The following is a 17955-nucleotide window of genomic DNA, read 5'->3' as shown; positions in this document are numbered from 1 at the left end:
TCCGTAGCCTCTGGGCCATGGAAGTGGTAAAGCCCACCTGTGAAATGACGGTCGACCCGCTATGCATAAGTACGTTGACACCTCACTTTGGGTGGCAACTGACTTCGTCCGTACAGGCCGATGCACAAACAGCTTATGCCATTGAAGTCTACGCCCTACACGGTGCAAAGCGCACGCTGGTATGGCAATCGGGCAAAAAAGTGTCTTCTCAAAGTCAACACGTGCCTTATGGAGGTGCACCGCTTAAACCGGCACAAAAATATAGTTGGAAAGTGCAGGTTTGGGATTCTGCGGGGAAGCTTTCTGCCTGGAGTGCAGAGGCTGTTTTCGGCATAGCACCTTCAAATTCTTTCTTTCAAAATGCGCATTGGGTAGGAGCCATTACGCAACAGCAGGCTAAACTACCTGCTGGTCGAAAATTCCACGGTACCGACATGAAGAAGCCCGAAGTAAAGGCGTTGTGGGATGCTGTAGACAGTTTATCGTCCAAGAGCATCAGTCTACGCCGCAGCTTCACCGTGAATAAAAAAATAGTCGGGGCAATGGTTTACATTTGCGGTCTGGGACATTATGAACTCAGCCTGAATGGTCAGAAGGTGGGCAACAGCGAGTTTGCCCCTCTGTGGAGCGACTACGACAAAACGGTGTATTACAACGCCTACGATGTGACTTCTTTGCTGAAAGAAGGAGTCAACGCTATAGGTGCTTTACTAGGCAACGGATTTTACAATGTGCAGGGTGGCGGACGATACCGCAAACTGCAAATCGGTTTCGGGCCACCTACTTTGTTGCTCAAGATGGTGATTACACATGCAGACGGCACACAGGAAGAAATTTGTTCGGATGCCCACTGGAAGTACGCTTTGAACCCGGTTACTTTCAATAGCATATACGGTGGTGAAAGCTACGATGCTCGCTTGGAACAAAAGGGATGGAACACTGCTGCTTTCCATGATGCTGCCTGGAAACCGGTGGTGATTCAGGAAGCACCCAAAGGAACCCTTCGTCCGCAAGAGGCTTCACCGGTGAAAATCATGGAGCGTTATGGCATTCAGAAGGTAACCAAGCTGACGGCTCAACAGGTAGAGGCGGCATCGAAGTCGACCAAAAGAACGGTGGATCCTTCGGCTATGGTGCTCGACATGGGGCAGAACCTGGCCGGCTTTCCGGAGATTACCGTGCGTGGCAAGAAAGGACAAAAAGTAACCTTGCTTGTGGCCGAAGCACTTACCGATGAGGGGGCTGTTAACCAAAGACAAACAGGGCGTCAGCACTATTACGAATACACCCTCAAAGGTGAAGGAGACGAAACGTGGCATCCGCGTTTCTCATACTATGGTTTCCGCTACATTCAGGTTGAAGGAGCCGTATTGAAAGGGCAGAAGAACCCGCAGAAACTTCCTGTTATCAAAAACATACAGTCATGCTTTGTATATAACTCGGCTCGTGATGTAGCCACTTTCCGTTGCTCTAATGACGTGTTCAACAGTGCACACCGCATTATAGGCAAGGCTGTGCGCAGCAACATGCAATCGGTGTTTACCGACTGTCCGCACCGTGAAAAGCTGGGCTGGCTGGAACAACTGCACCTCAATGGTCCCGGTTTGTTGTACAACTATGACCTGACCACCCTCTTTCCCAAGGTGATGCAAGACATGGCCGATGCACAACACAACAACGGCATGGTTCCCACTACGGCACCTCAGTATGTAGTGTTTGAAGGCCCGGGCATGGATGTGTTTGCCGACTCTCCCGAGTGGGGCTCATCCATGGTTATTTTGCCGTTTATGTATTACGAAACTTACGGTGATGCTTCGCTTATAGAGCGTTACTACCGTAATATGCGCGCTTATGTGGACTATCTCACTTCGCGTGCACAGAACCACATTGTTTCGTTTGGTTTGGGTGATTGGTATGACTACGGCGATTTCCGTGCAGGTTTCTCGCGTAACACACCCGTTCCGCTGGTTGCCACGGCACACTATTACCTCGATATTTGCTACCTGGAACAGGGAGCACGTATGGTGGGCAACAAGCACGACGAAAATTATTATGCTGCCCTCAAAGCAGAGGTGAAAGCTGCATTCAACGATACATTCTTTCACTCCGAAACAGCTCAATATGGCACAGGCAGTCAGTGCAGCAATGCATTGCCGCTCTTCCTCGGTTTGGTGGAAGATGGAGTACGCCCACTAGTGCTCCAAAATTTGGTGAAGGACATCAAAGCTCACGGCAATCGCCTCACAACGGGCGATGTGGGCAACCGTTACCTGTTCCAGACATTGGCACGCAACGGACTCAATGAGCTGATGTACACCATGCATAATCACGAAGAAGCACCCGGCTATGGCTTTCAGCTGAAATTTGGCGCTACTACGCTTACCGAGCAGTGGGATCCGCGTCAGGGTTCGTCGTGGAATCACTTCATGATGGGACAGATTGACGAATGGTTTTTTGCTTCATTGGCAGGTATTAAGGCCGATCCGTCGGCTCCGGGGTATAAGGACTTTGTGATTGCTCCCCAACCCGTGGGCGATTTGAAACAAGTGGAAGCTACCTTCCAAACGCTTTACGGAACCATTTCAGTGAATTGGACCAAAGAAAATGGTATCTTTACCCTCCGGACAAATGTGCCGGTCAACTGTTCGGCCAAATTGTTTATGCCCGGCGAAGAAACGCCCCGCTTGTTAAAGAGTGGCAGTTATTCATTTACTAAAAACTTAGAACGATGAACATACGTATTCTATTATTGTCCCTATTGATCGGCTTGCCTTTTGCCATGCGTGCAGAACGTGTTGACATGCGTGCGGCAGGTGCCAAAGCAAATGGTACTACGCTCAATACCCGGTTGATTAACCAAACCATCGATAGGCTTAGCAAGGGTGGCGGTGGTACGCTGTTTTTCCCTGCGGGTCGCTACCTCACAGGTTCTATCGTGATGAAAAGTAACATCACGCTGGAGCTGGAAGCCGGTGCCACACTGCTCTTTTCCGATGATTTCGACCAATACCTTCCGTTTGTGGAAATGCGTTACGAAGGGGTGATGATGAAGAGTTTTTCGCCGCTTATTTATGCGGTAGATGCCGAGAATATTACCATAAAAGGAGAAGGTACTCTCGATGGTCAGGGCAAAAAATGGTGGATGGAGTTTTTCCGTGTCATGATTGACTTGAAGGACAACGGTGTGAGAGACATCAATAAATACCAGCCCATGTGGGACAAGGCCAATGATACGAAAACATTGTACGCCGAAACGAATGAAGATTATGTAAACACGTTGCAGAGACGCTTTTTCCGTCCGCCATTCATTCAGCCTTTGCGCTGCAAGAATGTGAAGATTGAGGGAGTGAAAATCGTTAACTCTCCCTTCTGGACTGTCAATCCGCAGTTTTGCGATAACGTTACGGTGAAGGGTGTAACCATTCACAACGTGCCTTCGCCCAATACGGATGGCATCAACCCTGAATCGTGCAGCAACGTGCACATCAGTGACTGCCACATTTCGGTAGGTGACGACTGCATCACCATCAAATCAGGACGCGACTTGCAGGGCCGCAAAGCCGCTGCTCCGTGCCAGAATATTACCATCACCAATTGCACCATGCTGGCAGGTCACGGCGGTGTAGTCATTGGCAGTGAAATGAGTGGGGGAGTATGTAAGGTGGTTATCAGCAATTGTGTGTTTGATGGTACTGACAGAGGTATTCGCTTGAAATCAACCCGCGGTCGCGGAGGGGTAGTGGAAGACATTCGTATCAGTAATGTTGTGATGCGCAACATCAAGAACGAGGCCATTGTAATGGACCTGATGTACAGCAACATGCCTGCCGAACCACTGAGCGAGCGTACGCCGATCTTTAGAGATATTCATGTTTCCGGACTGACTGCCCGTGACGTGAAAACACCGATTTTTATCAGAGGTCTCGACGAGGCACCCATCTCGGATGTTTCCTTGCGCGACATTAACATACAGAGTCGTGAGAAACCTCAGTTTCTGAATTACAAGAACCTATCATTGACCGATGTAACGATCAACGGTAAAACAATAACACTGGAATGATACCGATGAAGAAATTAGTCATGGCAGCCATGCTGCTAAGCTTTGCAGGAGCAAATGCACAGACATACGAAAACCAGTTTGCTCGTCCGCTGCACGACGTGCTGGCCGACATACAAACACGTTTCAACGTGCGCCTGAAATATGATATCGATACGGTAGGCAAGGTACTTCCTTATGCCGATTTCCGCATTCGCCCGTACTCTGTTGAAGAGTCGCTCACCAACGTATTGGCACCGTTCGACTATAAGTTTGTGAAGCAAGATGCGCAAACGTACAAACTTAAAGTATATGAGTATGCACGTCGCACAGATGCCGACGGAGAAAAAATGCTGGCTCACCTGCAAGCACTGTATGCCGACAAAGCATCGTGGGAGCAACGGAAGACTTGTTTGCGTGCTGAGGTACGTAGCAAGTTAGGTCTCGATTCTTTGATGGCCAAACGGGTGACAAGTAAACCCATCCTTTCCAAAATACGCAAGTTCGATGGCTACACCGTTCAGAACTTTGCGTTAGAAACCTTGCCAGGACTATACGTTTGCGGTTCCATATACACCCCTCGTACATCGGGGAAACATGCGTTGATAGTTTGTCCCAACGGACATTTCGGTGGCGGGCGCTACCGCGAAGACCAACAGCAACGCATGGGTACATTGTCACGTATGGGAGCCGTTTGTGTGGATTATGATCTCTTTGGTTGGGGCGAATCGGCTTTGCAGGTAGGCGGAGCGGCTCACCGTTCCAGTGCGGCGCACATCATTCAGGCCATGAACGGACTTTCCATTCTCGATTACATGCTTACCCGCAAAGATATTGATAAAACCCGAGTAGGGGTAAACGGCGGTTCCGGTGGTGGAACGCAGACTGTTTTACTCACTGCACTCGACGAACGTTTTACGGCTGCGGCACCGGTCGTTAGTCTGGCTTCACACTTCGATGGTGGCTGCCCCTGCGAAAGCGGCGTGCCTGTTTTACTAGCTTGTGGAGGAACCAATAATGCCGAATTGGCTGCCATGTTTGCTCCACGTCCCCTGCTGGTGGTTTCCGATGGCAAGGACTGGACAGCGAGTGTGCCTGCATTGGAATTCCCTTACCTGCAAAAAGTGTACGGATTTTACGGAGCGGCAGATAAGGTGACCAATGTACATCTTCCTCAGGAAGGGCATGATTTTGGTATTAATAAGCGCATGGCTGTCTATGACTTCTTTGCTTCGGTGTTTAATCTTGATAAGAGCAAACTCTATGAGAAGAAAGTAACCATCGAACCTCAGGAGGCTATGTTTAGCTTTGGCAATAAGGGTGAGTTAATGCCTGCAATGGCCATCCGCTCGTTCGATGCCTTGGCGGTGTATTTTGATAAAGGCAGGTTTGCCCAACTACAATCTGATTTGAGTTTGGAAAAAAAGGCAACCGAATGGGTGGCTTCTTTGCAACTGAAAGACCAGAAAACAGCCGGATACGTTACCACGCTGATTTATAATCACCTGCGTGCCGTGCGCGATTGGCACAACGATCATCCTTTTACCACTATTCCCGAAGGCATTAATCCGCTCACAGGCAGTCCGCTTAGCGAGCTGGAACGCTCCCTGATAGCCGATTCGGCCATGCCGAAAGAGGTGCACGCCAAGCTGATGAACGGCTTGCGTAAATCGCTTACCGAGGAGCAGGTAGAGGCTATTCTTGATAAATATACGGTGGGTAAAGTGGCTTTCACCATGAACGGTTACAAGTCCATTGTGCCCGACCTCACAGAGAAGGAGGAAGCTACCATTTTGGCTCATCTCAAGCAGGCTCGCGAACAGGCTATCGACTACAAAAGCATGAAGCAGATTTCGGCTGTGTTTGAGATGTACAAGAATAAGTGTGAGGCATACCTGAACAACAACGGTCGCAGCTGGCGTCAGCTTTTCAAGGCTTACGTTGACAAGGTGAAGGCCGAAAAGGCTGCTAAAAAAGCAGCGGAGCAGAAGCAATAAGCTGGCGGTAATGCTCCCAATTGCTCGGGGCAGTTGAAGGGATTGCTCGTTGCAATTGGTGCAACTGGTCGTGGCAGATTTCAAACTGCTCGTGGCTCTTGGATAAGAAAGTGTTTAAACGTTGAAAAACGAAATAAATAATGATGAAAAATAAATCTTTGTTACGAACAGCAGCTGTATGGGCTGTGGGACTGGTGTCGCTGTCGATGCAGGCTCGCGAATACAAACTGTGGTATGACAAACCGGCGGCGGTGTGGACAGAAGCGCTACCGCTGGGCAACGGACGGCTGGGAGCCATGGTATTTGGCACTCCCGGTGTGGAGCAAATTCAGCTGAACGAGGAGACTATCTGGGCAGGCAGGCCCAATAACAACGCCAATCCCAATGCTTTGGAGTACATCCCCAAGGTGCGCGAACTGGTCTTTGCAGGTAAGTACCTCGAAGCACAAACCTTGGCTACGGAGAAGGTGATGGCCAAAACCAACTCGGGCATGCCTTACCAAACGTTTGGCGATTTGCGCATCTCCTTTCCCGGACATACCCGTTACACGGATTATTACAGAGAATTAAGTCTGGACTCGGCCCGCACGGTGGTGCGTTACAAGGTCGATGGCGTTACGTACCGTCGTGAAACCATCACGTCGTTCACCTCGCAGGTGGTGATGGTTCGTCTCACCGCCGATAAACCGGGAATGATTACCTGCAATGCGTTGCTTACCACACCGCATCAGGATCCGGTCATTGCTTCGGATGGCAATTGTGTAACGCTATCGGGGGTATCTTCGTGGCACGAAGGACTCAAAGGTAAGGTCTTGTTTCAAGGTCGCCTCACAGCTACTACGCAAGGAGGAAAAGTAAGTTGTCAGGACGGTACACTCTCTGTAGAGGGAGCCGATGAAGCGGTATTGTATGTATCCATTGCTACCAATTTCAATAACTATAAAAACATCGACGGCAATGAAGTGGAGCGTTCAAAAGACTTTCTGGACAAGGCTTTAAAGCGTTCCTATGCCGACGATGTGAAAGCTCACGTGGCTTACTTCCGTCAGTTCATGGATCGGTCGTCTCTGGACTTGGGCGACGATCAATTTGCCCATGTAACAACAGACATGCGTGTGGAGCGTTTCAAGGATACGAATGATGCGTTCTTGGTAGCTACCTACTTCAAATTTGGCAGATACTTGCTGATCTGTTCTTCGCAACCGGGTGGACAACCGGCTAATCTTCAGGGCATCTGGAACGATAAACTCTTCCCGTCGTGGGACAGTAAATATACGTGCAACATTAACCTCGAAATGAACTATTGGCCTTCTGAGGTGACCAACCTCAGCGAACTGAACGAACCGCTCTTTAAGTTGATTAAGGAAGTGAGTGAAACCGGACGCGAAACGGCTAAAACCATGTATGGTGCCGATGGCTGGGTGTTGCATCACAATACAGATATATGGCGCATAACGGGTGCACTCGACAAAGCACCGTCGGGCATGTGGCCATCGGGTGGGGCATGGCTGTGCCGTCACCTGTGGGAAAGATACCTTTACACAGGCGATGTGGCGTTTCTGCGCTCGGCTTACCCCATTATGAAAGAGGCAGGCGTGTTCTTTGATCAAACGATGGTGAAAGAGCCCGTGCACGGTTGGCTGGTGGTTTGCCCCAGTAACTCGCCCGAGAATGTACATGCCGGCAGTGAAGGCAAGGCTACCACGGCAGCAGGTTGCACCATGGACAACCAACTGGTGTTCGATCTCTGGTCGGCTATCATCACCTCGGCACGTGTGTTGGGTGTAGATGCTGCCTTTGCTGCACACCTGGAGCAACGCATAGCCCAGCTGCCTCCTATGCAGGTGGGACGATGGGGACAATTGCAGGAGTGGATGTTCGATTGGGATGACCCCAACGATGTGCATCGTCACATTTCACACCTCTACGGTTTGTTTCCCAGCAACCAGATTTCTCCTTACCGTACACCGGCTTTGTTTGACGCAGCCCGTACCTCGCTCATCCACCGTGGCGATCCCTCAACCGGATGGAGCATGGGCTGGAAGGTGTGCCTCTGGGCCCGTTTGCTCGATGGTGACCATGCGTATAAACTCATAACCGATCAGCTCACACTGGTGCGCAACGAGAAGAAAAAAGGAGGTACATACCCTAACCTGTTTGATGCACATCCGCCTTTCCAGATTGACGGTAACTTTGGCTGTACGGCCGGCATTGCCGAAATGTTGATGCAGAGTTACGACGGATTCATCTACTTGCTCCCCGCACTGCCTTCGCTGTGGAAAGAGGGAGAGGTGAAAGGACTGATGGCCAGAGGAGGTTTTGAGCTCAACCTGAAGTGGAAAAACGGAAAAGTAGAACGGCTGACCATTAAGTCGCACGCCGGTGGCAACTGCCGTCTGCGTTCGCTCCATCCGCTTAGTGCCAAAGGCCTGAAGAAAGCCAAAGGAAAGAATCCCAACGCACTCTATGAAGTGCCCGTCATAGCACAACCTTTGGTCAATGAATCGGCCAAGTTGAATAAAGTGGAATTGAAACCTACTTATTTATATGACCTTCCTACTCGTGCAGGAAAGGAATATGTAGTTATTGGAAAATAAAAAGAATAAATAATAAACGCGAATGATATGATGAAGACAAATGTTTTTTGGTATTTCTTGTTTCTGTTGATGTTAACAGCCGGTAACGCGTCGGCTCAGAAGAAAACAGCGAAAACGTACATCCCCTGGAGTAACGGTAAATTGGTTGTTTCTGAAGAAGGTCGTTACCTGAAACACGAAAACGGAGCACCTTTCTTTTGGTTGGGTGAAACCGGATGGCTTTTGCCCGAACGCCTGAACCGCGATGAAGCGGAATATTATCTGGAACAATGCAAACAAAGAGGTTACAATGTGGTTCAGGTACAAACCATGAACAATGTTCCCTCCATGAATGCCTACGGACAATACTCGTTGGTTGATGGTTTCAACTTCAAAGACATCAACAAGAAAGGGGTGTACGGTTACTGGGATCACATGGATTATATCATTAAAACAGCGGCTAACAAAGGTATCTACATCGGTATGGTGTGCATCTGGGGAACTCCTGTCAGCAAAGGTCAGATGAGCGTCAAAGAGGCTCAGGCTTACGGTAAATTCCTGGCAGAGAGATACAAGAACGAACCCAATGTTATTTGGTTCATTGGTGGCGACATTCGTGGCGATGTGAAGACTGCCGAGTGGGAAGCATTAGCCAAAAGCATCCGTGCGGTTGATAAAAACCACCTGATGACTTTCCATCCGCGGGGTCGTACTACATCGGCTATGTGGTTTAACAAAGCTGAGTGGTTGGACTTCAACATGTTCCAGAGCGGACACCGTCGTTACGGTCAACGCAATGGCGACGGTGATTACCCCATTGAAGAGAATACCGAGGAAGATAACTGGCGTTTTGTGGATAGAAGCTTTGCTGAGAAACCACTGAAACCGGTTATCGACGGTGAACCGATCTACGAGGAAATTCCTCAAGGCTTGCATGACCCCAACGAAACTCACTGGAATGACAACGATGTACGTCGTTATGCTTACTGGTCGGTTTTTGCCGGTTCATTCGGACACACATACGGTCACAATTCCATTATGCAGTTTATCCGTCCGGGTGTGGGTGGTGCTTACGGAGCCAAGAAACCTTGGTACGAAGCGTTAAACGATCCCGGCTTTAACCAGATGCAATACATCAAGAACCTGATGCTTAGCTTCCCGTTCTTCGATCGTGTACCCGATCAGAGCATCATTGCCGGAACCAATGGAGAGCGTTACGACCGTGCCATTGCTACACGTGGCAACGACTACCTGATGGTGTACAACTACACCGGTCGCCCCATGCAGATTGACCTGAGCAAAATCAGTGGTGCCCGCAAAAATGTGTGGTGGTACGCAGCCAAAACAGGTAAGTTGGAGTATGTAGGCGAGTTCGACAGCAAGATGGTTAACTTCCAACACGACAGCGGATACATCAGTGGCAACGATCAGGTGCTCATTGCTGTAGATGCTTCAAAAGATTATGTGCAGAAGGGGTGGACTGAGTTGCCGGATGCACAGCAAAAATGGAATAAATAAATTCTTGCTATCATGCATAACAACAAATTGATATACGCATTCCTGTTTGCTTTGTTGCTGCCTTTGGCAGCCTGGGCAAAGGTGGATGTCACTTACCTGCGCACTGAGCAGATGGTGAATCCCATGGGAATAGATGCAGAAACGCCTCGCCTTAGCTGGCGACTGGTGTCGGCCGAACGCAATGTGATGCAAACTGCTTACCACGTTCTGGTAGCTTCTTCGTTAGAGAAGCTCAACAAGAACGAGGGCGATTTATGGGATTCGGGTAAGGTAAACTCCGATGCATCCATTTGGGTCTCTTATGCGGGCAAGGCGTTGAAAAGCAACGTCAGATGCTATTGGAAGGTAAAAAGCTACACTACTCGCGGCGAAACGGGTTGGAGCGAACCGGCTCATTGGAGCATGGGACTGCTTTCCGAGAACAACTGGAAAGGTCGCTGGATTGGTTATGACGGTACGTTCCCCTGGGATAGCGACACGCAATGGAGTCGTCTCAGTGCTCGTTACCTCCGCAAGGAGTTCAAGCTGGGTAAAACGGTGAAGCAAGCTACCGTTCACATCTCCGGTTTGGGGTTGTACGAGCTGTACATCAACGGGCACAAGGTGGGCGATCAGGTGTTGGCTCCTGCACCTACCGACTACCGCAAAACGGTTTTGTATAACAGCTTTGATGTAACATCTTTGCTTAAGTCTGAAAATGCGGTGGGAGTTACCTTGGGTAACGGACGCTTCTACACCATGCGTCAAAACTACAAACCTTATAAGATTCCTAACTTCGGTTATCCCAAGATGAGGTTGAACCTCATTGTGGAATACACAGACGGAACCTCGGAAACCATTGCGAGCGATCCTTCGTGGAAGCTCACTGCCGAGGGTCCCATACGCAGTAACAACGAATACGACGGTGAAGAGTATGATGCCCGTAAGGAACTAAAGGGCTGGGCTACTTATGGATACAACGATGCTGCCTGGGTACCTGCGCAACGTGTGGGCTTGCCTATGGGAACACTTCGTGCTGCCATGTCGCCCAACATGAAAGTGGTTGACACACTGAAACCTGTATCTATCACCCAAGTGGGCAAGAAGTATATTCTTGATATGGGGCAGAACATGGTAGGATGGATCCGCTTCAAAGTGAAAGGTAATGCAGGCGATTCTATTCGTTTGCGCTTTGCCGAATTGTTACAGAAAGACGGCGAACTGTATGTAGCCAACCTTCGTGATGCGCGCGTTACCGATACCTACATTGTGCGCGGCGATGAAGCAGGTTGTACATGGGCTCCTCGCTTTGTGTACCACGGATTCCGCTACGTGGAGGTGACGGGTTACCCCCATGCTACCGTGAATGATTTTGTGGGCGAGGTGGTGAACGACGAGATGGAAACCATCGGCTCTTTCACTACATCGAATAGCACACTGAACCAGATATATCGCAACGCTTTTTGGGGCATACGCGGTAACTACAAAGGAATGCCGGTTGACTGTCCGCAACGCAACGAGCGCCAACCTTGGTTAGGCGACAGAACCACTGGTTCATTGGGTGAGAGCTTCCTGATGGAAAACGGTCCGCTTTATGCCAAATGGATGGACGACATCCGCGAAGCACAGCGTGAAGACGGTTGCATACCCGATGTGGCTCCGGCTTTCTGGAACTATTATTCGGATAACATGACTTGGCCGGCAGCCCTGCTATTGTCGTCGGATATGCTTTACACTCAGTTTGGCAACCTCAAACCCATTGTGAAGAACTACGCAGCCATGAAGTTGTGGTTGGAGCACATGCGTAAGGAGTACATGACGGAAGAGTATATTGTTACCAAAGATACTTATGGCGACTGGTGCGTGCCACCCGAAGGACTGGACATGATTCACAGTCGCGATCCGAAACGTCAAACCGATGGTAAGCTCATCTCTACCGCTTACTATTATAAGATGCTGCAACTAATGAAACGCTTTGCCACGTTGCAAGGTTTCACCAAAGATGTAGCTGAGTTTGATGCACTGGCAACTAACATAAAGACTGCATTCAACAAGCATTTCCTTACGGTAAAGAAGGGAACTTCTAAAGTACCGGGACATACGCTGTATCCGGACAGCATTTACTACGGAAACAATACGGTAACGGCCAATCTTTTGCCTCTGGCATTCGAGCTGGTTCCGCATGAGTATGTAGAAGAAGTGGCAAAGAATGTAGTGACGACCATTATTACCACTAACAACGGGCAAATCAGCACCGGCGTAATTGGTGTGCAATGGCTCATGCGCGAGCTCAGCAAAATGGGACGTGCCGATATTGCTTATCTGTTGGCTACCAACAAGAAATATCCTAGTTGGGGTTACATGGTTGAGAACGGTGCTACTACCATTTGGGAATTGTGGAATGGCAACACAGCCAATCCGCAGATGAACAGCGGCAACCACGTCATGTTGTTGGGTGACCTGATGGTATGGTGCTACGAAAACCTGGCGGGCATCCGTTCCGACAAGCAACAGGTAGCATTCAAACACATTGTGCTTCGTCCGGATTTTGAGATTCAGGAGCTTAGCAAGGTCGATGCATCCTACATCACACCCTACGGAAAAGTAGTAAGCAAATGGAGCAAAACGCCCACTCACCTGGAATGGGATGTGGAGATTCCGGCTAATACCACAGCAGAAGTGCACTTACCCAATGGTAAGGTGGAACAAATTGGTTCGGGTACTTACCATTATAGTGTGCAAATTCCCACACGAAGCAAGGCTATCTTGTCGGATGAGTTTTTGTACGAGCAAGCATCATTCCCCGAATGTCACGGAGCAACCATCGTGGAGACTCCTCAAGGAGATTTAGTCGCTTCTTTCTTTGGCGGAACCAAAGAACGTAATCCCGATTGCTGCATCTGGGTATGCCGCAAGGAGAAGGGAAGTGACAAGTGGACAGCCCCTCAAATGGCTGCCGATGGTGTGTTCAGTCCCACTTTCCGCAAAGCATGTTGGAATCCGGTGCTGTTTCAGATACCTGGAGGAGACTTATTGCTGTTCTTTAAAATTGGTCTCAAAGTATCCGATTGGAGCGGCTGGTTGGTTCGTTCCAAAGACGGTGGTAAAACATGGAGTAAGCGTGAACCGCTTCCCGAAGGTTTCCTGGGTCCGGTAAAAAATAAGCCCGAATTTGTGAATGGGCGCATCATCTGTCCGTCGAGCACGGAAGGCAGTGGCGGTTGGCAGGTTCACTTTGAAATATCCGACGACATGGGCAAGACATGGAAAATGGTTGGCCCCATCGGAGCGACTGAAGCACTACCCACTTTGCTGCAAGGCAAAGCTAATGGTCCCGAAGACATGGAAGCGGGTGAGAACTTCGAACAGAAAAAGCATGTGGTGCAAGCCATTCAGCCCAGCATACTGAAGCACAAAAACGGCAAGCTGCAAGTACTTTGCCGTACACGTAACGGGAAAGTAGCTACGGCCTGGAGCAGTGATAACGGTGACACATGGTCACCACTGGAGCTGACTTCGGTACCTAATAATAATTCCGGTACAGATGCCGTAACATTGAAAGACGGTCGTCATCTACTTATATATAACAACTTCGGTACGTTGCCCGGCACACCGAAAGGCGTGCGCACACCGCTTAGCGTGGCCGTATCTAAAGATGGTAAGAACTGGAAAGAAGTGTTGGTGCTGGAAGACAGTCCCATTAGCCAGTACTCGTACCCGTCTATCATACAAGGTAGTGACGGCAAGGTACATGCCATTTATACGTGGCGCAGGCAGCGCATAAAATATCAATTGATTGACCCTAAAAAGTTTTAAGATAACATTCGGATAACAGAATAATGAAGAAGATACAACTCCTTTTTTTACTGTCGGCTTTTGCAGCAATAACTACTGCACAAAATAAGGGGCTGACGGATATGAGCAACAGTCGCTTTGCCAAAATGCACAACACCGAACTGGGTGCTGTACGGTGGACAAATGGTTTCTGGGGCGACCGCTTTGCGGTGTGCAAAGATACTATGTTGCTCAGTATGTGGAACACTTGGAACAACCCCGATGTGTCACATGGTTTCCGTAACTTTGAAATAGCAGCAGGCACTTGTCCCGGCGAACATTGGGGACCTCCCTTTCACGATGGCGATTTCTATAAATGGCTGGAGGGTGTGGCATCTGTTTATGCAGTCACCAAAGACCCCAAGCTCAATGCCTTGATGGATAAAGCCATTGTACAAATAACTCTGGCACAACGTGAAGACGGTTACATTCATACACCCGTTATCATTGAGGAACGCAACAAAGGCATCGATTCACATAAGAAACACGATCATACCGTGATTGGTACCAAGGTAGGAGCCGAGGATGAGAAAGGTGCGTTTGCTAACCGCTTGAACTTTGAAACCTATAACCTGGGGCATCTGATGATGGCAGGTATTACTCATTACCGTGCTACCGGCAAGAAAACCCTGTTTGATGTAGCGGTGAAGGCTACCGATTTCCTTTGCCATTTTTATGAAACAGCATCGGCAGAACTGGCGCGCAACGCCATCTGTCCGTCGCACTACATGGGAGTCGTTGAGATGTATCGTGCCACCGGCAATCCTCGTTACCTCGAACTCTCGCAGAACCTCATTGAGATTCGTGGAATGGTGGAGCACGGAACTGATGACAACCAAGACCGTGTGCCCTTCAGTCAGCAGAAACAAGCCATGGGACATGCTGTTCGTGCCAACTACCTCTACGCAGGAGTTGCCGACGTATATGCTGAAACAGGTGATAAACTGCTGATGGAAAACCTGCAAAGCATCTGGAAAGACATTGTGACTCGCAAAATGTACGTTACCGGAGCTTGTGGAGCCCTTTATGACGGCACTTCACCCGATGGAACCTGCTACGAGCCCGACAGCATACAGAAGGTACACCAAAGTTACGGTCGTCCGTTCCAATTGCCCAACAGTACCGCTCACAACGAAACCTGTGCCAACATTGGTAACATGCTCTTCAACTGGCGCATGCTGCAAACCACCGGTGAAGCCAAGTATGCCGAAATAGTAGAGACCTGTTTGTATAACAGCGTGCTTAGCGGAGTTAGCTTGGACGGCAAGCGCTACTTCTATACCAACCCGTTGCGCATCAGCAACGATCTTCCTTATACCCTTCGCTGGCCGAAGGAACGTACGGAGTACATTAGCTGTTTCTGTTGCCCTCCCAACACGTTGCGCACCGTTTGTCAGGCACAAAACTACGCTTACACGGTGAGCAAAGAAGGCATCTGGTGTAACCTTTACGGAGGCAGTGAGCTGGAAACAGCTCTGGCCGACGGCAGTAAGGTAAAACTCACACAAGTAACAGACTATCCGTGGGATGGTGCCGTGTTGCTCACCATCGAACAAGCTCCAAAGAAGAAAGCCTTCTCACTGTACCTGCGCGTGCCTGAATGGTGCGACTATGCTACACTCAAGGTGAATGGTGAGGTCGTGAAAACCAATCTCGCAGCCGATAGCTTTGCCGAGGTAAACCGTATTTGGAAGAAAGGCGATAAAGTAGAGTTTGTGATGGACATGACCGTGAAGTTGCTTGAGTCGAACCCCTTGGTGGAAGAAACCCGCAACCAAACCGTAGTGAAACGCGGACCGCTGGTTTACTGCCTCGAAAGCATCGATATAGAAGGCGGTCAGCCCATCGACGATGTGCTTATTCCTACCGATATACAGCTTACCCCGAAGAAGATCACCATCGACGGCAGTCCGATAGTAGTCTTGGAGGGAACAGCTCGTTTGCTGCCCCGCAATTCGTGGAAAGATACCCTTTACCGTGAAGTGTCGCAAACCAGCAAACCGGTAAACATCCGCCTGATTCCTTACTACGCATGGGGAAACAGAGACAAGGCCGAAATGACCGTCTGGATGCCTTTGGTACGCAAATAACTTGTCAATGTAACCATACAATATGAACCGAAACATACCATCTCTTTGTGTCATACTCTTGCTGATGATCTCAGCAAGAGTATGCGCTTTTGATATCTGGGTGTCTCCTGCGGGCAGTGACCGTGCAGCAGGTACGCAGACAGCCCCTAAGAAAACGCTTACGGCAGCCCTTCGTCAGGCACGTGAGTTGAGACGTACACAACCCGATGCCGTGAAAGGTGGCATCACCATCTACCTTGCACCGGGTGAACATGCCCTTTACGAACCGGTATTTATCCGTCCCGAAGACAGCGGCACACCCGATTCACCCACCGTCATTACTACGACAGATACTTCCGTTGCAGCAACGAATGCTGCCGTGCAAACCCCTCAGGCCATATTGAGCGGAGGCGTATCGGTGAGCGGTTGGAAAAAGAGCAAAGGCAAGCTTTGGGTAGCCGATGTCCCCATGTTTAACGGAACACCTCTTACGTTTCGCCAATTATGGGTAAACGGACAAAAGGCTGTTCGCGCCCGTGATGTAGCCAATTTTGAGAAGATGCACCGCATCATCAACAACGACCCCGTCAACGAAATACTCTGGGTATCCTCCCAGGCAGTGGCACGCATTCGCAAAGCCCCTTTTGCCGAGATGGTACTGCACCAGATGTGGTGTGTGGCCAACCTGCGCATCAAATCGATTGAAATTCATGGTGATTCTGCCGCTGTGCGCTTTCACAACCCCGAAAGTCGCATACAGTTTGAACACCCGTGGCCACGTCCCATGGTGACAACAGACGGTCATAATTCGGCTTTCTACCTAACCAATGCTATCGAACTGCTCGACATTCCCGGAGAGTGGTATCACGACATCCGTTCGCACAAACTCTATTACTATCCCCGTCAGGGAGAAGACATAGCGAAGGCAACAGCCGTGGTACCCGCAGTAGAAACGCTGGTGCAGGTAGAAGGTACGCTCGACAGACCCGTGCAGCACGTTACGTTCAGAAACGTATCGTTTCAGTACACCACGTGGACGCGTCCGTCAGAAAAGGGACACGTACCCTTGCAAGCAGGTATGTACCTCACCGACGGCTATCAGATAACTCCCAAAATGGTTCGCAATTACCAGAACCACCTGCTCGATAACCAAGGGTGGCTGGGTCGCCCAGCTGCTGCCGTGCAAGTGAGTGGAGCACAAGAAATCAGCTTTCTGAACTGTAGCTTCGAACACCTTGGTTCCACGGGAGTAGACTATGTGTACGGTGTGAAAGGTGGCAAAGTAGAAGGATGCCTGTTTCGTGACATTGCAGGCAATGGCCTGTTGGCAGGCAGTTTCTCACCGACATCGCACGAAACCCACTTGCCTTACGACCCTGCCGATGCACGCGAGCTGTGCAGCTACCAAACCATCAGCAACAACTATTTCACTGAAGTAGCCAATGAAGACTGGGGCTGTCTGGCTATCTGTGCCGGTTACGTGCGCGACATCAACATAGAGCACAACGAAATAAGCGAAGTTCCCTATAGCGGCATCAGTCTGGGGTGGGGATGGACCCAAACCGTGAACTGCATGCGCAATAATCGCGTGCATGCCAACCTCATTCACCATTACGCCAAACACATGTATGATGTGGCAGGCATCTATACGCTAGGTTCGCAACCCAAATCATACGTAACGGAAAACTGCGTGCACAGCATCTACAAACCCGGTTATGTGCACGATCCTAACCACTGGTTTTACCTCTACACCGATGAAGGTTCCTCTTTCATCACCGTGAAGGACAACTGGACGGAAGGTGATAAGTACCTCAAAAACGCTAATGGTCCGGGTAACGAATGGATCAATAACGGTCCGCAGGTAAACGACAGCATTAAGAGTCGTGCCGGTTTGTTGCCCGCTTACCAATACTTAAAGAAATAAACTTTTAAACCCCGATAATAGA

The 17955-nt window shown here is 49.6% G+C and carries 8 protein-coding genes; all 8 read left to right on the top strand.

Features of this window, described 5'->3' with window-relative positions; genetic code table 11:
- The first annotated feature begins 17 nt into the window (after positions 1-17).
- The 8 genes from ACKPCE_RS13660 (at position 18) to ACKPCE_RS13625 (ending at position 17933) form a co-directional block, all read left to right on the top strand.
- Positions 18-2732: a glycoside hydrolase family 78 protein gene (locus ACKPCE_RS13660; RefSeq protein ID WP_407655039.1), complete on the top strand. Its 2715-nt coding sequence runs from the start codon at positions 18-20 to the stop codon at positions 2730-2732.
- Entirely contained in the window at positions 2729-4060 is a 1332-nt protein-coding gene (locus ACKPCE_RS13655; RefSeq protein WP_319505593.1) for a glycoside hydrolase family 28 protein, read from the top strand. Before ACKPCE_RS13660 ends, ACKPCE_RS13655 begins: the two co-directional genes overlap by 4 nt.
- 5 nt (positions 4061-4065) lie before the next feature.
- Positions 4066-6033 (top strand): 6-O-methylesterase, encoded by a 1968-nt coding sequence (locus tag ACKPCE_RS13650; protein WP_319505592.1) that lies wholly within the window; start codon positions 4066-4068, stop codon positions 6031-6033.
- Between the two features lie 206 nt (positions 6034-6239).
- Entirely contained in the window at positions 6240-8630 is a 2391-nt protein-coding gene (locus ACKPCE_RS13645) for a glycoside hydrolase family 95 protein (RefSeq protein WP_319505980.1), read from the top strand.
- Positions 8631-8660: 30 nt separating this feature from the next.
- Positions 8661-10127 (top strand): glycoside hydrolase family 140 protein, encoded by a 1467-nt coding sequence (locus ACKPCE_RS13640; protein WP_407655038.1) that lies wholly within the window; start codon positions 8661-8663, stop codon positions 10125-10127.
- A 12-nt stretch (positions 10128-10139) separates the two neighbouring features.
- On the top strand, positions 10140-13922 hold the full coding sequence (locus ACKPCE_RS13635) for a family 78 glycoside hydrolase catalytic domain (RefSeq protein ID WP_319505591.1): 3783 nt from the start codon (positions 10140-10142) through the stop codon (positions 13920-13922).
- Between the two features lie 23 nt (positions 13923-13945).
- Positions 13946-16030, top strand: coding sequence for an aceric acid hydrolase (locus ACKPCE_RS13630; protein ID WP_319505590.1), 2085 nt, complete (start codon positions 13946-13948; stop codon positions 16028-16030).
- 64 nt (positions 16031-16094) lie between these two features.
- Positions 16095-17933: a right-handed parallel beta-helix repeat-containing protein gene (locus tag ACKPCE_RS13625; RefSeq protein ID WP_407655037.1), complete on the top strand. Its 1839-nt coding sequence runs from the start codon at positions 16095-16097 to the stop codon at positions 17931-17933.
- Positions 17934-17955: the final 22 nt, after the last annotated feature.

It is taken from the genome of Bacteroides graminisolvens, assembly GCF_963666085.1.
In the GTDB taxonomy this organism is placed as follows: Bacteria; Bacteroidota; Bacteroidia; order Bacteroidales; family Bacteroidaceae; genus Bacteroides; species Bacteroides graminisolvens.
The sequence above is the reverse complement of the archived record's forward strand: the minus strand, read 5'-3'. Positions and strand labels throughout refer to the sequence as shown.